Annotated in this window: 21 protein-coding genes and 1 pseudogene; 15 read left to right on the top strand and 7 right to left on the bottom strand. The window is 62.4% G+C overall.

The genetic code is table 11. The features are described 5' to 3' along the window. Positions 1-2 precede the first annotated feature (2 nt). The 3 genes from paaI to ACX80B_RS09670 form a co-directional block, all read right to left on the bottom strand. On the bottom strand, positions 3-467 hold the full coding sequence (gene paaI / locus ACX80B_RS09680) for a hydroxyphenylacetyl-CoA thioesterase PaaI (RefSeq protein WP_459295480.1): 465 nt from the start codon (positions 465-467) through the stop codon (positions 3-5). 84 nt (positions 468-551) lie between these two features. Beyond that, a complete protein-coding gene (locus ACX80B_RS09675; RefSeq protein WP_459295479.1) occupies positions 552-1,166 on the bottom strand; it encodes a PspA/IM30 family protein in 615 nt (204 codons plus the stop codon). Between the two features lie 75 nt (positions 1,167-1,241). Then, a complete protein-coding gene (locus tag ACX80B_RS09670) occupies positions 1,242-1,823 on the bottom strand; it encodes a hypothetical protein (protein WP_459295477.1) in 582 nt (193 codons plus the stop codon). A 253-nt stretch (positions 1,824-2,076) separates the two neighbouring features. Here ACX80B_RS09670 and paaA point away from each other — a divergent pair, with 253 nt between their 5' ends. The 6 genes from paaA to ACX80B_RS09640 all read left to right on the top strand — a co-directional run bounded on the left by paaA (position 2,077) and on the right by ACX80B_RS09640 (position 6,871). After that, on the top strand, positions 2,077-3,045 hold the full coding sequence (gene paaA / locus ACX80B_RS09665) for a 1,2-phenylacetyl-CoA epoxidase subunit PaaA (protein WP_459295589.1): 969 nt from the start codon (positions 2,077-2,079) through the stop codon (positions 3,043-3,045). Continuing rightward, positions 3,042-3,398 carry a 1,2-phenylacetyl-CoA epoxidase subunit PaaB gene (paaB, locus tag ACX80B_RS09660; protein ID WP_459295475.1) on the top strand — a complete coding sequence of 119 codons (357 nt, stop codon included), beginning with the start codon at positions 3,042-3,044 and terminating at the stop codon, positions 3,396-3,398. Before paaA ends, paaB begins: the two co-directional genes overlap by 4 nt. Continuing rightward, positions 3,395-4,222, top strand: coding sequence for a 1,2-phenylacetyl-CoA epoxidase subunit PaaC (paaC, locus tag ACX80B_RS09655; protein ID WP_459295473.1), 828 nt, complete (start codon positions 3,395-3,397; stop codon positions 4,220-4,222). Before paaB ends, paaC begins: the two co-directional genes overlap by 4 nt. 6 nt (positions 4,223-4,228) lie before the next feature. Continuing rightward, entirely contained in the window at positions 4,229-4,756 is a 528-nt protein-coding gene (gene paaD / locus ACX80B_RS09650; protein ID WP_459295471.1) for a 1,2-phenylacetyl-CoA epoxidase subunit PaaD, read from the top strand. A 50-nt stretch (positions 4,757-4,806) separates the two neighbouring features. Beyond that, the gene (gene paaE / locus ACX80B_RS09645; RefSeq protein ID WP_459295588.1) at positions 4,807-5,991 is read left to right on the top strand and encodes a 1,2-phenylacetyl-CoA epoxidase subunit PaaE; all 1,185 of its coding nucleotides are present in this window, start codon (positions 4,807-4,809) and stop codon (positions 5,989-5,991) included. Between the two features lie 112 nt (positions 5,992-6,103). Beyond that, the gene (locus ACX80B_RS09640; protein ID WP_459295586.1) at positions 6,104-6,871 is read left to right on the top strand and encodes an enoyl-CoA hydratase/isomerase family protein; all 768 of its coding nucleotides are present in this window, start codon (positions 6,104-6,106) and stop codon (positions 6,869-6,871) included. A 39-nt stretch (positions 6,872-6,910) separates the two neighbouring features. On the opposite strand, the gene ACX80B_RS09635 is transcribed toward ACX80B_RS09640, so the two are convergent. Then, positions 6,911-7,651, bottom strand: a complete 741-nt coding sequence (locus ACX80B_RS09635) for a hypothetical protein (RefSeq protein ID WP_459295469.1) — start codon at positions 7,649-7,651, stop codon at positions 6,911-6,913. Between the two features lie 219 nt (positions 7,652-7,870). Between ACX80B_RS09635 and ACX80B_RS09630 the strand changes: the two genes are divergently transcribed. From ACX80B_RS09630 to ACX80B_RS09620, 3 genes and pseudogenes are all read left to right on the top strand, one after another. Continuing rightward, positions 7,871-8,431, top strand: coding sequence for a DinB family protein (locus ACX80B_RS09630; protein ID WP_459295467.1), 561 nt, complete (start codon positions 7,871-7,873; stop codon positions 8,429-8,431). A 76-nt stretch (positions 8,432-8,507) separates the two neighbouring features. Continuing rightward, positions 8,508-9,236 carry a class I SAM-dependent DNA methyltransferase gene (locus ACX80B_RS09625; RefSeq protein WP_459295465.1) on the top strand — a complete coding sequence of 243 codons (729 nt, stop codon included), beginning with the start codon at positions 8,508-8,510 and terminating at the stop codon, positions 9,234-9,236. A 44-nt stretch (positions 9,237-9,280) separates the two neighbouring features. Next, positions 9,281-9,427 (top strand): annotated as a pseudogene (locus ACX80B_RS09620) (nucleotidyltransferase domain-containing protein); the annotation flags it as partial. A 337-nt stretch (positions 9,428-9,764) separates the two neighbouring features. On the opposite strand, the gene ACX80B_RS09615 reads toward ACX80B_RS09620, so the two are convergent. Both ACX80B_RS09615 and ACX80B_RS09610 read right to left on the bottom strand, forming a co-directional pair. Beyond that, positions 9,765-10,037, bottom strand: a complete 273-nt coding sequence (locus ACX80B_RS09615; protein WP_459295584.1) for a hypothetical protein — start codon at positions 10,035-10,037, stop codon at positions 9,765-9,767. Between the two features lie 53 nt (positions 10,038-10,090). Beyond that, positions 10,091-10,774, bottom strand: coding sequence for a DUF899 domain-containing protein (locus ACX80B_RS09610; protein WP_459295463.1), 684 nt, complete (start codon positions 10,772-10,774; stop codon positions 10,091-10,093). 122 nt (positions 10,775-10,896) lie between these two features. Here ACX80B_RS09610 and ACX80B_RS09605 point away from each other — a divergent pair, with 122 nt between their 5' ends. Together ACX80B_RS09605 and ACX80B_RS09600 are read left to right on the top strand one after the other, a co-directional pair. Next, a complete protein-coding gene (locus ACX80B_RS09605; protein ID WP_459295461.1) occupies positions 10,897-11,865 on the top strand; it encodes an aminoglycoside phosphotransferase family protein in 969 nt (322 codons plus the stop codon). Between the two features lie 159 nt (positions 11,866-12,024). Then, the gene (locus ACX80B_RS09600; protein ID WP_459295459.1) at positions 12,025-13,494 is read left to right on the top strand and encodes a MinD/ParA family ATP-binding protein; all 1,470 of its coding nucleotides are present in this window, start codon (positions 12,025-12,027) and stop codon (positions 13,492-13,494) included. A 250-nt stretch (positions 13,495-13,744) separates the two neighbouring features. Here ACX80B_RS09600 and ACX80B_RS09595 read toward each other — a convergent pair whose 3' ends face one another. Continuing rightward, entirely contained in the window at positions 13,745-14,197 is a 453-nt protein-coding gene (locus ACX80B_RS09595; RefSeq protein ID WP_459295457.1) for an Lrp/AsnC family transcriptional regulator, read from the bottom strand. Positions 14,198-14,379: 182 nt separating this feature from the next. Here ACX80B_RS09595 and pdhA point away from each other — a divergent pair, with 182 nt between their 5' ends. The 4 genes from pdhA (at position 14,380) to ACX80B_RS09575 (ending at position 19,098) form a co-directional block, all read left to right on the top strand. Continuing rightward, positions 14,380-15,507 carry a pyruvate dehydrogenase (acetyl-transferring) E1 component subunit alpha gene (gene pdhA / locus ACX80B_RS09590; protein WP_459295455.1) on the top strand — a complete coding sequence of 376 codons (1,128 nt, stop codon included), beginning with the start codon at positions 14,380-14,382 and terminating at the stop codon, positions 15,505-15,507. A gap of 161 nt (positions 15,508-15,668) precedes the next feature. Then, positions 15,669-16,622 carry an alpha-ketoacid dehydrogenase subunit beta gene (locus ACX80B_RS09585; RefSeq protein WP_459295582.1) on the top strand — a complete coding sequence of 318 codons (954 nt, stop codon included), beginning with the start codon at positions 15,669-15,671 and terminating at the stop codon, positions 16,620-16,622. Next, positions 16,623-18,251, top strand: coding sequence for a dihydrolipoamide acetyltransferase family protein (locus ACX80B_RS09580; RefSeq protein WP_459295453.1), 1,629 nt, complete (start codon positions 16,623-16,625; stop codon positions 18,249-18,251). A 34-nt stretch (positions 18,252-18,285) separates the two neighbouring features. After that, positions 18,286-19,098, top strand: a complete 813-nt coding sequence (locus ACX80B_RS09575) for an MBL fold metallo-hydrolase (protein WP_459295451.1) — start codon at positions 18,286-18,288, stop codon at positions 19,096-19,098. Positions 19,099-19,100: the final 2 nt, after the last annotated feature.

Raw genomic sequence — 19,100 nt, 5'->3', positions numbered from 1 at the left:
TGCTACTGCTTGAAGGCGGGATTGGGAACGGTGCGGCTGCGGCCGCGGAACTCCGCAACCACCACGCCGTCTGCCAGGATTTGGATGTCGTAAATGCCGCTGCGGCCCGCTTGATGGCGCTGGTGAGCGTCGGCGGTGAGCAGCTGGCCGGGTTTTGCCGGCTTGAGGAAATTGATGTCGACGCCGGAAGCCACCGTGATCGTGGAGGGATCGGCGAGTTCGCCGTCGTCGTTAATGTGGTTGCAGGCCAGGGCGAACGCACTGTCGGCGAACGCGAAAAGCATCCCGCCGTGGGCGATTCCGAAACCGTTGAGCATCTCCTGGCGGAGCATCATCTGGATGGTCGCGTGGCCGGCTGAAAGCTCGACGACCTCAATGCCCATCCAATCGGAGGCCGGGTCATTGGCCAGAATCGGGTGCACTGGCACCGTCGCGGCAGTCGAGTGCGCTGTGTTTAAACCGGGCATGTGGTACCCCTCACGTGAATTACTGAATGATCATTAGGTAATCCTGTCGGGGGCGCCACTGTCAAGCTGTGAACCTCGGCGCGGCTATCCTCTGGGCGGTTCCTCCGTCTCCTTCAGCCTCGCCAGCCGGCCCTCGACGTCGGAAGTGGCCTCCAGTTCCTGGAATTCGGCGTCGAAATCGCTGGAAACGGGGTGGGTGCCGTTGATCTCCTGTTTCGCGGCCTCCAGATGGCGGGTCCGTCGATCTTCCCGTTCAGCGGTGCGGGCCGCTTCCGCGGCTTCGGACGCAGCCTGAGCCGACGCGGCGACCGCCCGCTGCATTGAACCGGTGGCTTCGGACACTCCATGGCGTGCCTTGAGGTGGTGGTAGTGCAGTTGCTGGTCGGCAACCCGGGAAGCGATACGGTCCAGATCGTCCTGCAGCCGGTCAAGTTGTTCGCCGGCGTCGCGCCTTTGAGCGGTCAGCTGCTCGAGCCGCTGCCTCGTGGACAGGCTGCTGCGCAGGGCACGCCTGGCAGCGTGGTCATCACCTGCCGCCACCGCTTCTTCCGCCCGCCGGTTCAGGTCATTAAGTTCCGTGTTTGCCTCACTGCACAGAACATCCAGTTTCCGGTGGGTGGCCGCCAGATCGGCCGTGCTGCGCCGCGCCTTCTCGTAGGCCTCAAGCTGCCGGAGGTGGGCATCTTCGACCGTTTGCATGTTGGATGGTTGGTCCGCGGCTCGCTTTGCCCTGATGAGTCGCCCGATTCGGCCGCGGATCGACATATTATTTCCCTACGCCGCCGTGGTCGGGTTTCCCGGCTTGGAACCATAGGAGTCGCTCCAGGCCCGCAGCCCTTCCAGTTCCAACCGCAGGTGGGCCCCCGCGTTCAAGGTGGCGCTGTTGCCGACGTCGTCGCCGAGCTGCAGCAGCGACTGCCGCAACTGAGACGACAGGCCGGTCAGTATGTCCACCTGCTGCGCGAACCGGGCAGCGTAGGACACCCTCAGCCGCCGGTCAGACTCCTGCTCGGCAATCCGAATGTTGTTCTGAAGGGAGAGCTGAGCTCTGTTGAGATCGGCTGCGACAGCCGGAAGATCGGCAACGGGGTGTCCTGCGGAACGTGCCGCCGCCAGCGAGCGGTCTGTGGCCTGCATGGAGCGGTGCAGTTCAAGGCGCAATTTGGCCAACCTGCGGACGCTGCTGTCGCTGGACAATGCACGGGCGTTTAACAGACCGGTCTCCTTTGTCCGCCGGATAATGCCGGAGCGCCGCACCTTCCTGATAACAACCCAAGCGGTAAGCCCCAGGGCGAGCGCAGAAACCAGAAGGAGTATTGCTCCAATCAGGAGGAGTTGCACTAGGAATTCCATCATGGCCGAGCCACCCTTCGTCGGACGTATCAGGGAGTATATATCCAGTGTGCACTTGAATCGATCACGATTCCAGAGATTCATGGCCAACAGGGTCGGCGACCCCGCGAATACTTGCACATCCACGTCCCCCAATATATTCTGAACGAACGGTCAGTAAATCACCGCGGCACCCAAACACGCCGCGGATTCCACATTGAGGTGATCACCCATGGCAACCCCAAGCTCAGGTCTTTCCGCTGTGAAAGACATTCCCATGCCCGACGAGGCAGCGGAGGCAGGCCAGGCGCACTTTGACCAGATCATGGCCGACGATTCCCGGATCGAGCCCCGCGACTGGATGCCGGAGAAGTACCGGAAGGCGCTGGTGCGCCAGATTGGGCAGCACGCGCACTCCGAAATCATCGGCATGCAGCCCGAGGCGAACTGGATCACCCGCGCCCCCTCGCTGAAGCGCAAATCCATCCTGATGGCGAAGGTCCAAGACGAGGCGGGCCACGGGCTGTACCTGTACTCCGCGGCCGAAAGCCTCGGCACCTCCCGCGACACCATGATGGACCAACTGATTACCGGCAAGGCCCGCTACTCCTCCATCTTCAATTACCCCGCGGTCACGTGGGCGGATATGGGCGCCATCGGCTGGTTGGTCGACGGTGCCGCCATCGTCAACCAGGTTCCGCTGTGCCGCGCGTCCTATGGTCCGTACGGACGCGCGATGGTGCGGGTCTGCAAGGAAGAGTCGTTCCACCAGCGGCAGGGGTTCGAAATCCTGCTTGAGCTGTCCAACGGTACCGAAGCGCAGAAGCAGATGGCGCAGGACGCCGTCGACCGCTGGTACGCACCGTCGCTGATGATGTTTGGTCCTCCCGATTCCGATTCACCGAACTCGCAGCAGTCCATGCAGTGGAACATCAAGCGTTTTACCAACGACGAGCTGCGGCAGCGCTTTGTCGACATGCTCGCCGAGCAGGTCAAGGTCCTTGGCCTGACGCTGCCCGATCCGGACCTGAAGTGGAACGAAGAGCGCGGCCACTACGACTTCGGCGAACTCGACTGGAACGAGTTCAAGGAAGTCCTCGCCGGCCGCGGCCCGTGCAACTCGCAGCGGATGGAACGCCGTCGCGAAGCCCACGAAGAAGGCACCTGGGTCCGCGAAGCAGCCGTCGCCTACGCACGCAAGACCGCAGCCAAGCGGGCAGAACAAGAAGCAGGAGCAGCATCATGACCGGCGGATCCACAACCGGCGACGACGGCGCACGTCCCGTCGATACCGAAGCTGCAGACGAGAATTCGGACAGCGCGCCCTGGCCGCTGTGGGAGGTCTTCGTCCGATCGTCCCGCGGGCTATCGCACGTGCACGCAGGTTCTTTGCATGCGCCCGACGCCGGCATGGCCGTCCGCAACGCACGTGACCTTTACACCCGGCGCAATGAAGGGGTCTCCGTCTGGGTTGTCCCGTCCAACGCCATCACCGCCAGTGACCCGGACGCCAAGGGCGCCTACTTCGAATCGGCCGCCGGCAAGGACTACCGGCACGCTACCTACTACACAAAGAGTGAAGGGGTGAAGCACCTGTGAGCGGTGAATCTGCAACCCGCATTTCAACCGGTGAAGCTTTCACCGCAGAGGACATTGCCGCAGCCAATGACGCCGGCACCCGGGCAAGTGACGACGTCGCCCAATACGCACTCCGGCTCGGCGACGACTCGTTGATCCTCGCTCAGCGGCTCGGCTGGTGGATCTCGCGCGCCCCCGAACTGGAAGAGGATGTGGCACTGGGCAATATCGGCCTGGACCTGATCGGCCACGCACGGTCGTTCCTCACCTATGCCGGCGGTGCCTGGGACAAGACCGAGGACGACCTGGCGTACTTCAGGAGCGAATCCGAGTTCCGCAGTGCGCACATTTTCGAGCAGCCCAACGGCGACTTCGCCCGTACCATAGCCCGTCAGCTCGTCGTCTCCTACTTCCAGTACGAGCTCTATAGCCGACTGGTGGACTCGACGGACGACACCCTCGCCGCAATCGCCGCAAAGGCGGTCAAGGAAGTGGCGTACCACCGCGACCACAGTGCCCAGTGGGTGCTCCGATTGGCACTCGGCACCGAGGAATCACGCCGCCGGATGATCGCGGGTATCAAACTGACCTGGCCCTATGTGGAAGAGCTGTTCCAGAACGATGAGCTGATCGAGAAGCTCGGCGGCGCCGCGGTCCGTCCCTCAGACCTGCGCGAACCGTTCGACGCGCTGATCGCCGAAGTGTTGGCCGAAGCTGAGCTCGACATCCCGGATGTCCCCAGCTCGCTGGGCGGCGGACGGCAGGGCCGTCATTCCGAACACCTTGGCTACATCCTCGCCGAAATGCAGGTGCTGGCCAGGGAACACCCGGGCGCAACCTGGTAGGCAGCCATGACTGAAACAACAACAGCCACCCGCCCGGCGGATGCAGCGGCGGCAAAAGCATGGGACATCGCAGCGACCGTGTGCGATCCCGAAATCCCGGTGCTGACCATCGAGGACCTGGGTATCCTGCGTGAAACCAAGGTCGACGACGACGGCGGCGGCACCCAAGCCGTGCAGGTCACCATTACTCCGACCTACTCGGGCTGCCCCGCGATGGATGCCATCCGCGACGACGTCATCACCGCGCTCGCATCCAAGGGGTATCAGCGCGTCGACGTGAAGATGACGCTTTCGCCGGCATGGACCACCGACTGGATGACCGATGCAGGCAAGGCGAAGCTCGAGGAATACGGCATCGCCGCCCCCACGGGTAAAGCCGCTGCGGGACCGGTCAAGGTGGGCCTGAGCGTGAAATGTCCGCAATGCAGTTCGCTCAACACGCGTGAGCTGACCCGGTTTGGCTCCACCTCCTGCAAGGCGCTTTATGTTTGCCAGGACTGCAAGGAACCCTTCGACTACTTCAAGGTGCTCTAACTGTGACGAATGAAAAGACAGACCCGGCGGAAGCGCCTACCGACGGCTCCATCGATACCCAAAGCGGTTCCGGCAACGACGACGGCGCTGCCGGGAAACGCCGTCGGGCAATCTTCCATACGCTCACCGTTGCCGAGGTCCGCCGCCTGACGGCCGACGCCATCGAGGTCACTTTCGCGGTTCCGGAAGACCTGATCGATCAGTACGACTATGTGCCTGGCCAGTACGTGGCTTTGCGCACCAGCCTCGAGGGCCAGGAGGTCCGGCGCAGCTACTCCATCTGTGCCGAACCGAAGCCGGGTGAAATCCGGGTTGCGATCAAACAGGACATCGGCGGACTGTTCTCCACCTGGGCCAACGAGAACCTGGCCGCCGGAGCGGAGCTGGACGTGATGAGCCCACAGGGTGCATTCATCTCCCAGCACAACATGACCGAGATCAACCACCCGGAGCAGATCCCGACGGTGTCGTCCGAGCACGCCGGTGGAGCCGTTTTCGTGGCCTTCGCCGCCGGGTCCGGCATTACGCCGGTGATCTCCATCGCGCGAACGGTGCTTGCCAGCAACGACACGACCCGGTTCGACCTCGTCTACGCCAACCGTGCGGCAATGGATGTGATGTTCCTGGAGGAACTGGCGGATCTGAAGGACAAGTACCCGTCCCGTTTCGCCCTGCACCATGTGCTCTCCCGTGAACAGCGCACCTCGCCGCTGATGAGCGGCCGTATCGATGCCGAAAAGCTATCGACCATGTTCGATACGGTCATCCGCACAGATGGCGTGGACGAATGGTTCCTCTGCGGCCCGTTTGAACTCGTGCAGCTGTGCCGCGACACCCTTGAGGCGCGGGGAGTGCCCAAGGAGAAGGTCCGTTTCGAGTTGTTCACCACCGGCCGGCCGGAGAAGCCGGAAGGCCAGCACGGCCGTCCGGTAAAGGTGGACGCCTCCGAGGACAACTACTCCATTACTTTCAATCTGGATGGTTTGTCGGGTCAGGTGGACACTCCCACGCATTCGGCCGAGTCGATCCTGAACGCGGCGCTCCGGGTGCGTCCGGACGTCCCATTCGCCTGCGCCGGTGGCGTCTGCGGCACCTGCCGGGCGAAGTTGACCGGCGGTACGGTTGACATGGAAGAGAATTACGCGCTGGAGCCGGACGAGATTGAGAAGGGCTACATCCTGACGTGTCAGTCGCGGCCGACGAGCAAGGAAGTTTCCGTCGACTACGACGCCTAGGGTTTGGGTGCAGGCCTTCGATGGCTTCCGACGGCGGCAACGGGTACGCGACTCCGGCTTTGGTACCTATTCATCCATTCAGTACGCCCTACTCGAAGGAGAGACCATGACCATGATTGAGTTGACGATCGAGAACGATGTAGCCGAGGTGGTCCTGAATGCGCCGCAGAAGCTGAACTCCCTGGACGAGGCCGCACTCGCGGAATTGGGCAAGGCGTACGACGAGGCCGCTGAAGCTGGTGTGCGGGCGCTGGTGCTTCGTGGGGAAGGCCGCGCGTTCTGCGCCGGGCGTGACATCTCGAATGTTACTCCGGCCGAAGACGACGCGTACGGCTATCTGGGTGAAACCGTTACTCCGCTGCTGAAAAAAATGAGCGCTTTTCCCGCACCGACGTTTGCCTCCGCCCATGGTGCCTGCCTCGGTGTCGGACTCGGGCTGCTGGTGGCTACCGACGTCGTTTACATCGCCGAGGACGCCAAGATCGGCTCGCCGTTTGCCAATCTCGGCGCCACCCTGGACTCCGGCGGCCACTGGCTCTTCACTGAGCGGCTGGGTGCACACCGGACGCTTGACCTGATCTACACCGCCGAACTCATCAGCGGCGCCGAGGCCGTTTCCTCCGGGTTGTTCAGCCGCGCCATGCCGGCGGACGCAGTTCTGGAGAAGACCCGATCTGCTGCCGGCAAAGTCGCTACGGGCGCGACCGGTGCATTCCGAGCGTCCAAGGAACTGGTGGCGCACATCCGCGATCAGCGCCTCGGCCTATGGACGGCAATGGAGGAAGAGAACCTTGCACAGGGGCAGCTGTGCAAGAGCGAGGACTACGCCGAAGGGTTCAACGCCTTCCAGGAGAAGCGCAAACCGGACTTCAAGGGCTAAAACATTTGGCGGATGCATCCATGTCCTGCCCATTCATCTCTATTCACCGGCCACAACGGTCGTGTTCGCCATTAACGTCTCCCACGGATCCGTCCCAGTTTCCAGGACTGACGTCGGGCACGCGAGGAATGTACTCAATGTTGTTCCTGAAGATGGCATGGAACGGACTCCAAGCCGAACCGTTCCAGGCTCGCCGGTCCCTGGAACGAAGTAATCCAGCCGCATGGTCATGAATTCGAGTCCGTGTTCTCCGGAAGAGCCTTGCACCCTGAGCTTTTTCAGTTCACCTACTTGCCTCATATTGCCAATTGCCTGCATCATCGTCTTGGGCATGCCGGACAAAGCTTCCCCTGTGGCCGCACTATCATCGAAAATCCGCTCGGCTCCATCGTCTTTAGGCAGGTTGAGCTCGAGGCTTCGGACCTCGAAATGGCATCTCAACTCCGCGTTTCGAACTGAAGTCGACGAATCGTCGTGCCCGGTGACATGCCATCCGTCTGGAACGGCTGCCTCGAGGGAAGGTGGGGTGCCGAAGACTGCAGGCTCATCGACCGGGATTGTGCTGTCGCCAACTGCGGCTTTTCCCGGAGACAGTGCGACAACGCCGACAGCGGAGGCCGCGATCAGCAGGATAGTGATGCCTCCCGCCCAAAGGGCACGTCGTGTCCGACGCTTCGGTGTGCCGACTCCATTGCTCCTGTTTTGTTCAGAATCAGTGCCCGGCTCGTGATGTTCGGGAGCGCGTTCGCCGGGTGATTCGTCTTGTCCTGCAGGTTCCATGTCTTCTCTTTCCAAAGGCGCTGATGACTCCCATAGAGTTTGCCCACAGCGTGACCGCTCAAGCGAGGCGAAGCCTATGATCTGTGGATAACTAAGACGAGCACGACGTTGGGGAGGGAAAGACATGCACCGCTCAGTTGCGTCGCTTACGGGCGGATCAGGTAGGCGGCCGGCAAATATCGGTGGCGCGGACGGCATGAGTCGGCAAGAATGGCCAGGATGAGTGAACAGTCCAATCGATGGAGCATGGCAACTGTCTACCCAGACATGTGGGTTAATCCAGAGGACGATCCCCGCAACACCGACGGAGTCAGTCCGGACGGCGAACGGGCAACATTGCAGGACTACCTGTCAGATTATCGCCTGACGCTTCGGATGAAGTGTGAAGGTTTGGATGCGGAGCAACTGGCTCGCCGGTCAGTGCCGCCATCGAACATGTCTCTTCTCGGCTTGCTTCGCCACCTCGCAGAGGTGGAACGCGACTGGCGCAATTGGATTACCTTCGGTGACCCGCTGCTAAAACTGTATGGCGGGGGTGGTGCTGACTTCGATGGTGCCATCGCAAAGCAGACTGTGGTCGACGCTGCATGTGCCGACCTCGCTCAAGAGCAGGCCACGACGGACGCTATGCTCGCCGGACATCCGAATCTGGGGGAACGTTTAGGGAAGGACGGTATCGCCGTCAGAGAGTTGCTGGTACATCGGATCGAGGAGTACGCCAGGCACTGCGGCCACGCCGACCTGTTGCGCGAATGTATCGACGGACGAGTCGGCCAGTGACGGATTGGCCTGAGCTGCAGCGCCTCGTCAACTGACGACTGATTGATAAATCCCAATAGGTTAGTAAGCTCGTGGAATGGACGGATTTGATGCGGCGAGCAGTTTCGGGCCGGAAGAGGCACTGCGGTATGACGATCAACTGCGCGGCGATGAGGCCGAAACGGTAGAGTTTCTCGCAAATTTGACTGGCGGCAAGGCTGCACTGGAGTTCGCTGTTGGTACCGGCCGTATCGCGCTTCCTCTCTCCGAATGTGGCGTTCGCGTCGACGGAATCGATTTATCACCGGATATGGTCGCCCACCTTCGCAAGAAGCCGGGCGGAGACAAGCTGGAAGTAATTACTGGCGACATGGCGTGCACCTCTGCGCCTCACTCGAATTACGGTCTCGTCTACTTAGTGTTCAACACCATCTATAACCTGCTCACTCAGGACGACCAAGTGCGGTGTTTCGAGAATGCCGCACGTCATTTGGGCGACGAGGGCGTGTTTGTCGTCGAGGCTGCCGTGCCTTCGGCCTGGATCCGTAGAGATCAGTTCGTCAATGTTGAGCAACTCGACGTTGATCGAGTGGTTCTGGATGTGAATCGCTATGACGCTGTCACTCAGGTTCTCGATGAAAATCACGTGTCTCTGTCCAGGGACGGTATGCGGCTCAGCCCGATCTCTTGCCGGTTAATTTGGCCGGCCGAAATGGACCTCATGGCGAGGATTGCGGGCCTGCGATTGGTGGACCGCTGGGGTGATTGGGGCTCTCAGCCGTTCACCGCTGCCAGCAGCCGTCACATAAGCGTCTACGCTCGCTGAGAGCAACGGATTGTCCATGGAGCTGTCAATCGTAGACTTTGAGGATGACTGCAAGGTTGGAGGGCGCTCTGGCGACTGCGCGCAGATTCGTTCAGGAAACGCATCCTGACGCGGCCGCATCCGTGCTGGCCGGAAGCGTTGCTGCAGGTCGTGGATCTGACACCTCAGACCTCGACATCGTCATCTACTACGACACCCAACGGCTCAACTATGCGGAAACGTTCCGCTATGGCGACTGGTTGGTCGAAACGTTTGTTTACGGACCAGAAGGTATCGATGAATGGTTCGCCCGAGAAGCCGCACAACGACGGCCGGTTGCCCTCGATATGTGGGCGAACGGGATTCCGCTGACGGGCGAGGTCCTGGCAGAATCGCTACGGATGCGAGCAGCGGGAATAATCGCGGACGGCCCGGATCCACTCGATCCGAAGGAACTGGCAAACCTTCGTTACGGACTCACTGCCGCGATCGAAGACCTGGACGGAGCCAACGGGCGTGCGGAGGAATTCGCGATCGTGGCCGACGTTTTTAAGCGTGCAGCAGACCTTTTACTGCTGAGTATCGGGTCATGGCTTGGAACCGGAAAGTGGCTCGCGCGGCGGCTCGCCGATGCCGACGATAGTCGCGCGGAGATGCTCGTTGGCTGGGCGAAGACGGCTGAGCGCTCCCCGAGGGAGCTCCATCAGATTGCCCGAACGGTACTGGATATCGCAGGAGGACCACTACAAGAAGGCCATGTCCGCGGTGCCGGAGAGGGAGGAGATCGGCGTGCCCGTTGTGGCGGGCGTACTCCTCGATCATTTTGAGCAGGACTCTTTTCGATCTGATCGTTCACTGGTGCCTCCTCATGACGTCTACCGTTGCCCGTAGAGTGCAGCGACGTCCGGGGAGTCGAGCCACCCACTGAAGGTTGGGTTCTGCGGCCATCCCTCAGGAGAATCCTGCCATTGCTCCTGGCGGCCCCACGGCAGCAGATCGATCAGCGGGAAAGTGTGGCTGACTTGCTCGACTCCACGGCCACTGCTGTGCCAAGTGTGGTAAACCGTGTCACCGTTTCGCAGGAAAACATTCAGGGCGAAACCTCCTCCGGCAGGGGCGCCGACGTCTGCGCCGAACTCGCTGTTGGCGGTGGAATACCACGTCATCCGGTTGCCGACCCGGCGTCGGTAGGCCAGCGCCTCGTCAATCGGTCCTTGGGTGACTACCACGAAGCGGGCGTCATAGTTATCCAGAAAATCGAACCGGGTGAACTGCGAGGTGAAGCTGGTGCAACCTCCGCACTGCCAGGTCTCGTCCGGAAACCACATGTGGTTGTAGACGATGAGCTGTGATTTGCCCTCGAAGACGTCGACGAACCGCACCGGTCCCTCCTCGCCCTCCAGGGTATAGTCCGGCAGTTCAACCATCGGCAGCCTTCGTCTCTGGGCAGCGATGGCATCCAGTTCCCTGGTAGCGGCCTTCTCACGGGCACGCAATGCGTCAAGCTCACGCCGCCACGTCCCCTGATCAACGACGAGCGGCATTCCATCAGTAGTCATTTCGGTCCCTCCTGGTTTCCGGTTTGAAATGCATTAGTGAGTGGCTCATGGAATGCTTTGATCATGGCTGCGTCCTCTCATTCCAATACCTATTATGAGAACCTCAGACGAAGGTATCCATAGTGACGCATCGACCATTCAGTCTTCCGGACATCGTCACGGCCAAGGCCGCCGTCGTTGATAAAAGTGGCACGTGGGCGGACACGCTCCCAAAGCTTGTCGCAGACTTGCAACGACTATGGTCGGTGCAAGTAACCGAGCAACTCTTTGGGGGCACTTCGGCGTTTGTGGCACGTGTCTGCACAGCCACTGGAGGAGCCGCTGTCATGAAGGTGGCGGTTCCAGATCACACCTTCAGGCGCCAAGTTCAAACCCTGGAGCGGGCAGCCGGACATGGCTACGTTCAGGTCCTCGCCCACGACCTTGATCGAAATGCCGTTCTCCTGGAAGCCCTTGGCCCGTCCCTGGACCAGCTGGGCTATTCACCGGAGAAGCAACTCCGCCTACTTCGCAGTGTGCTCAAGCAGGCATGGATGGTGCGCCCTGCGACCGGGATGCCAGCCTTGCCGCCAATCAACAAGGCACTGGAGCTGCATGCTTTTGTCAGCGAGCTATGGGAGGAACTGGACAGCCCGTGTCCACAGCACGTTGTAGAGCAAGCTCTCGAGTACGCCCACCAGCGCGCATCGCAGTTCCAACCGGGACGGTGTGTTGTGGTCCATGGGGATGCTGCTCCATCCAACGCCTTGCAAGTTCTCACTCCCCGGGTGGGTGCCGAAGCCGGTTTCGTTTTCGTGGATCCGGACGGATTTCTGGGCGACCCTGCATACGACTTGGGCGTGGCCCTGCGCGATTGGAACGCGGAACTTGGCGTCAGTAAGGAACCGAAAGGTTTAGCCCATCACTACTGCCGGGTTCTAGCGTCAAGCAGTGGGGCGAACGAGACCGCTATCTGGCAGTGGGGGTTTCTTGAGCGAGTCTCAACCGGACTCTACGCCCTGTCGCTCGGTGCCGAAGACCTCGGGCGACCGTTTCTTCGCTCCGCAGAGGCATTGGCCGATGAGTCTTATCGGCCGCTCAGAAGCAAGTAGCGGGGTGTCCATGGGACGGCAGTTTGCTGAGTATGAAACCGTCACACCGCTTGGCTAGGATGGACGAGGACGTGCGGGCCGGGGGACGGCGCGGGTCGGCGCCGTCTATCACTATCGAACCAACCCGGAGCAGGTGCAATGAGCCAACCGTCAGATCACATGGTCGTTCAAATTCATAAGGACGGCTCTGTCATGGTCGGCGCCACGCGAATCAACACCGCAAGGTTCTCCGATCCCTACGCTGCGGCCTTCGACCAACTGGCGCAGGAAGCGCAACGGCGCGGACGCAAAGTGCTCACGCACGGGGTGGACCACACGATTGGCGAAGATACTTGGTTCTACGTCAGCGAGTCGGGTGAAACCGAATCCACCGCGGAGCCGGAAATGACGGACTATCCGCTCAGCAGTGCGCGTCCATCCCCTGAAGCGGCAACCGACATTCCGGAACACGATGCCGGTCCGGAGGCCGGCCCAAAGCCATACCCGATGGCGTCCATCCCACCCCTCCCATCCGTAAGCCCGGAACCGGTTTCGCCCCAAATACCTACCGTGCCGAAGCCTGACCGCGCTCCCGGGCAGCCGTCGTCGGATATTGACGCTGACGACTGGACTCTCCGGCAAACGGTGGTTGGACGTGCCGCGGCAGGTGACCAGAACGACGACGAGCCCGGCAAAGGTGCCGATGAGCCAGCGGTGACACGTGCTTCGAGGCGTGCGGAAACGACCGCATTCGTGAAGCCGACAAAGGACCGGCCCACGGGTGGCCTCCGAGGTGCTCTCTATAAGGCTTCAGGCGGTACGGTCAATCTGGGTCCGAGCGCCAGGCAACGTGAGGACGATGCACTCGAAAAGCGGATTTCGCGGCAGCTCCACGGTGCCTACAACACTGCAGTCCTGTCGCTGAAAGGCGGTATCGGGAAAACCTCGACCACTGTCGGCGTCGGCATGACGCTTGCCGAGTTCCGCGGCGATCCACCGTGCGCTATTGACGCTAACCCGGATTCCGGCGATCTCGCCGAACGGGCCCTGGGGGAGAGTATCTACCAGTCCTCGAGTCCGAGGACCGTCTCCGACATCATTGACGACCTCGGATCTATTACTTCCCTGACAGAGCTTTCCCGGTACATGCAGCATGCCGGCCGGTTCCATGTTCTGGCGGGGGAGCAGGAACCGGAAGTGTCCGACAGCCTCACCGCGGAGGAATACCTGAAGATCCGGGCTCTGATTGGCAAGTACTACTCCGTGCTGCTGACCGACTGCGGTACCGGCGTGACGCACAATGCCATGAAGGGCATCCTGCAGACCGCCGACAATCTGGTGATTGCGGCAGGATATGCCGTGAGCGGCGCCAAGCGTGCGCGCAGCACACTGCTTTGGCTCGCGAGTCATGGCTACGAGGAACTGGCCAGGAACGCCATCGTCGTCATTACCGATAAGGACGAAGTGTCCGCACGGGTGAATAAGGATGCGATTAACGAGCACCTGTCGGGTATCTGCCGCGAACTGATTGCTGTTCCCCATGACCGTGGTGTCGCCGACGGCGATCTGATATCGCTGGAAACGCTCAAACCGTCCACCCGCCGGGCCTACAAGGAGATTGCCGCCGCAATCGTCGACGGCTATCAGTAGGTGAACCTGGAACTGACGTTGCTTGAGGTGGCGAACATCCGGCGTCGACAGATAGATGGGTGGTACTTGCCATCGTCGCTAATGGCGAGGACGGGCCGTAGCGGCGAAAACGGTGTTGGCCACCACCGTTTTCGCAGGTGAGCACCGCTCTCGGCAGAGGAGGTTGCGAACATCCTCCCGGCACCGGCACCGGCACCGGCACCGGCACCGGCACCGGCACCGGCACTGGCACCGAAGCCATTAGCGAAGCCTAGCGGGTGTCGATGTCCTCGAACACCAGGAACGTCTGCGTATCCAGGACCCCTTCCATGGACTGCAGCTTGTCGAAAATAACCCGGCGCAGGTCCACATTGTCCACGGCCCGAACCAGCAGGATGACATCGAAGTCGCCTCCCACCAGGGCAATGTGGTGAACCTCCGGTATGGATTGCAGTCGTTCCTTCAGTTCACGCCATGAATGTTGGCGCACCTTCAAGGTCACGTAGGCGGAGGATTTCAGCCCTGCCTTCGCGGGATCAATCAATGCCGTGAACCGCGTCAGAACGCCGTCTTCGGTCAGCCGCGAGATCCTTGAGTACGCATGCGCCCGTGAAATATGCACCTTTTCGGCGACCGCCGTGACCGACATTCTGCCGTCCGCCGCCAGCTCGCTCAGAATCCGCCGGTCCACACTGTCCAGCGCTGGTTTTTCCTGCTCAACCATCCGTCTACATCCCTACCGCGTAATCCAGCTCACAGTTACATTTCGTCTACGACTCTAGCGCTTCAGTTTCCAAATTTCCACAGTAATCCCCTCGACTGGATACGAATAGCTAGGTGAACCCATAATGGACAAACACAGTATCTTTCGTTGAAGACCTCAGCGTTGAGGAAAGGTGGACTTCCATGAGCAGTTCCACAGCAGAGGAATCGGCCCGCTCCGAGGCCGCGATGCTCCCATCGGCAGCGCCGGTGCAGCTGATTAATGAACTTGGTGCCCTCGTAGGCAATGAGCCCGGTGTCGCCGGCAAGTACCCGATGCCCTCCGCCGAAGAGCTGGTTCACGCCTACGGAAAGCTGGTCGTGGGACGCCGCGTCAACGACCAGGCAAGCGCCCTGGTCCGGCAGGGACGGATGGCGGTCTATCCGTCGTCGCACGGGCAGGAAGCATGCCAGGTTGCGGCCGCGCTTTGCCTGGATACACAGGACTGGCTGTTCCCCACCTACCGCGACACGGTCGCCGTCATGACCCGCGGCGTGGATCCGGTCGAGGTGCTCGTACTGCTGCGCGGCGACTGGCACAGCGGCTACCACCCGATCGAGCACAAGGTCGCCACGCAGTCCACTCCGCTGGCCACGCAGCTGCTGCACGCAGTCGGCGTCGCCCACGCCGCCAAGCTCAAAGGTGAGGACACCGTCGTCGTCGCCATGTGCGGGGATGGCGCGAGCAGCGAGGGTGACTTCCACGAGGCGCTGAACTTCGCCGCCGTCTTCCATGTGCCGGTGGTCTTCTTCGTGCAGAACAACCAGTATGCGATCTCGGTTCCGCTCTCGCACCAGTCCGTCGCACCCTCGCTGGCGCACAAGGCGATCGGCTACGGGATGCCGGGCGAACGAGTGGACGGCAATGACCTGGCCGCGCTGCTCTCGGTGATGGGGGCCGCCGTCGAACGTGCCCGTGATGGCGGCGGGCCGACGCTGATTGAGGCGCACACCTACCGGATGCAGGCCCATACCAACGCCGACGATGCCACCCGCTACCGCACCGATGACGAGGTGGCCGAGTGGGCGCCAAAGGATCCGGTGGTCCGGATGAAGAAGTACCTGACCGACGCCGCGCTGCTCACGGATGAGGCGGAGGCCGCCATCAAGGAGGAGGCCGAGAAGGTCGCGGCAACACTGCGCAGCGGTCTCAACGGCGAGGTAAAGGTCGACCCGGAGGACCTCTTCAAACACGTTTATGCAGAGCCGACGCCGCAGCTGGCCGGACAGGCCGCGATGCTGCGCGACGAGCTTTCCCGGGAAGGGGAGTAATCATGACCTCCGTTGCAGCCAAGCAGGAGCTGGATTCCACAATGCCGGGAGCCGAAACCCCCGCGCAGGCGGCAGTTCAGAAGAACGGGCAGAACAACGACGGCGGCACGGCAGTTCCGTTGACCTTCGCCAAGGCGCTGACTGCGGCATTGTCCGACGCCATGGAAGCAGACGAACGCGTCATCATGTTCGGCGAAGACGTCGGACCCCTCGGCGGTGTCTTCCGGATCACCGACGGCCTGACCGCACGCTTCGGCGAACAGCGCTGCTTCGATACGCCGCTGGCCGAGGCAGGCATCATGGGCATGGCCGTGGGGATGGCGATGAACGGCATGCGTCCGGTGGTCGAAATGCAGTTCGACGCCTTCGCCTACCCCGCTTTCGAGCAGGTGGTCAGCCATGTGGCGAAGATGCGCAACCGCACCAAGGGCCGGGTGAGCCTGCCGATCGTCATCCGCATTCCCTACGCCGGCGGAATCGGGGGAGTGGAACACCACTGCGACTCCTCCGAGTCCTACTACGTGCACACCCCCGGACTCACCGTGCTGGCCCCGGCCACCGTTGCCGACGCCTACACGATGCTGCGCGACGCCATCGAACTGGATGACCCGGTGGTCTTCCTCGAACCGAAAAAGATGTACTGGTCCAAGGACAAAGTGGACCTGAAAGCTCTCAACGAAGCGCGGCTGTCGCCGGAGGTCCCGTCCGGGATCGGCAAGGCCGTGGTCGCCCGGGAGGGAACCGACGCCACCCTGATTGCCTACGGTCCTTCCGTGCCGACGGCGCTCGCCGCCGCCGAGATTGCCGCCAAGGAAGGCCGCAGCCTGCAGGTTGTGGATGTGCGGTCGCTTATGCCGTTCGACGACGAGACGGTCAGTGCCGCCGTGCGCTCGACCGGGCGCGCCGTCGTCGTCTCCGAAGCGCCGGGATTTGCCTCCGTTGCCTCCGAGATCGTGGCCCGCGTGCAGGAGCGTTGCTTCCACTCGCTGGCCGCTCCGGTCCGCCGGGTGTCCGGGTTCGATATTCCGTTCCCGCCACCGAAGCTCGAGCACTTCCACCTGCCATCGGTGGACCGCATCCTGGACGCCGTCGACGACCTGCAGTGGGAGGACTAAATGACTGCCACACAGCAGCGGCAGGTATTCCTGCTCCCGGACCTGGGCGAAGGCCTGACTGAAGCCGAACTGGTGAACTGGCTTGTCGGCGTCGGCGATAAAATCGTGGTCGACCAGCCGATTGCCGAGGTGGAAACCGCCAAATCGGTGGTCGAGGTTCCATCACCCTTCGCCGGAACCGTTGCGGTCCTGCATGGTGATGCCGGTTCAACGATCGACGTCGGCAAACCGTTGATCTCGGTGGACGCCATCGAGGTGGCCGACTCGGCCGACGTGGTTGCTGCCGGACCGGGCGACGTTCCTGCCGCCGGCGACGGCTCGCCTGCGGGCGAGGCTTACCGGACGGAGGAGCGCGCCGGCATCCAGGCTCCGGAGGAGCCGGTTGATGCCGCCGCCGGCGGTCGGGCCGCCGGAAGCGGCGAGGCTGCAGGGCGCGGAGACGCCGAGGGAAGCGGAGAGACCACCGAAAATGGCGAGGCCGCCGGATCGGGCAATGTCCTGATCGGCTATGGAACGCCCGGCGGACAGAGTGGGTCCAAGCGCACCCGCCGCCGCAAGGGATCCGCTGCCGATGCGGCCCCGGCCGCCGCAGCCAGCGAAACACAGGACGCCGCTACTCAGGCGGGTTCCATCCCTGCCGCTCCGGACGCCAAAGCAAATGGCTCCGCAACAACGCAGACTGGCGCCGCCGCCGCTGCGCCGCTGGTGATCTCGCCGCTGGTCCGCAGGATGGTGAAGGAAGCCGGTCTCAAGCTGACCGACATTTCCGGCTCCGGTACAGGTGGACTGATTATGCGCCGGGATGTCGAAGCAGCCGTCGCCGGTCAGGCTCCGGCGGACAGCGTCCCGGCTGGCAACGCTCCCGCTGGCAGCGGAAGTGTCGGTGAACCGCTGCCCGCAGGCGGCGCCGCCTTTGGCGAGGACGCGAAGTCCGGTCTTGGCATTACCGCACGCACGCCGATCAAGGGTCTGCGCAAGACCGTCGCCGCAAACATGACCAAGAGCCGGACCGAAATTCCGGAGGCAACGGTCTGGGTCGACGTCGATGCCACCGCGCTGTTGGAGATGCGCTCGCGGCTGAAGGCGTCGAACCCGGACAACACTCCGGGGCTGCTCGCCTTCATTGCCCGGTTCGTGCTGGCTGGACTGGCGAAGTATCCCGAGTTGAACACCCGCATCGAAGGCGACGAGATCGTCGGCTTCGACGGCGTCAATCTCGGCTTCGCCGCGCAGACGGACCGTGGTCTGATGGTGCCGTCGATCCGCAAGGCCGACAAGATGAGCGCGCGCCAACTGGACAGTGAGATCCGCCGGCTCGCCGCCGTCGCACGCGAGGGCAAAGCCAGCCCGGCGGAACTGACATCCGGGACGTTTACGCTGAACAACTACGGCATCTTCGGGGTCGATGGCAGCGCCGCCATCATCAACTATCCCGAGGTGGCCATACTCGGCGTCGGGCGGATTATCGACAAACCGTGGGTGGTCAACGGAGAGCTCGCGGTCCGCAAGGTGACCGAGCTGACGCTGACCTTCGACCACAGAGTGTGCGACGGCGGCACGGCGGGCGGCTTCCTGCGTTACGTGGCCGACGCCGTCGAAAATCCCGGTTCCGTGCTGGCCGACCTGTAGGGTCTTCAGTAAGCGAAGACAAGGAGCGGCCGCGGTGTCACAGTCGGAAACCACTGGGAACTGGCGTGAGGTGGGGCCGCAGGCTTACGTGCTGCCAACCGGCAAATACCTGCTGAACGTCGGGCTCGTCGTCGGTGTGGAACGTGCGCTCGTCATCGACACAGGTGCCGGGCCGCACCACGGAACAGCCATCCTGGAGGCAGTCCGTACGATGACGGACCTTCCCCTGGTGGTGGCCAACACGCACTCGCATTTCGACCACTTTTTCGGCAACGCGGTGTTCGCAGCCGCCGGCGCCTCGGAGTTCTGGGCCCACGAAGCCTGCGCCGCCGACATAGCCGCAACCGGGGAGGAACAGCGGTCCTTCGTGGCGGAGGCGGAGCCTGAAATGGCCGCCGGCACGGAGGAGGACACCGTCCTGGTGGTTCCCGAGCACACGGTGGGGGAGCAGCCGGTAACGCTGGACCTTGGCGGACTCTCGGTCGAGTTGTTCCACCTGGGACGGGGGCATACGGACAACGACCTGCTCGTCGGTCTCGACACCGTCGTCTTCGCCGGCGATTTGATCGAAGAAGGCGCAGACCCTGCCTTCGAGGACGCTTTCCCCCAAGAGTGGGTCCACACCCTCGAGCGGCTGGTGCGGCTGCGCAAGTACGAGACTTTCGTTCCGGGACACGGCAGCCCGGTGGGGAGCGATTACGTCCGCGTTCAGGCCTCCACCATGTCGCGGGCCATCCGGATAGCAACGCAGGCAAGGCGGGAGGCGCCGTCGGACACCACCAAGGCGATTCCGATCATGCCGTACGCGCCGGAGCATGCGCGGGCCCTGATGGGGCGGCTCACTTAGAG

It is taken from the genome of Arthrobacter monumenti (genome assembly GCF_054511255.1).
The sequence above is the reverse complement of the archived record's forward strand: the minus strand, read 5'-3'. Positions and strand labels throughout refer to the sequence as shown.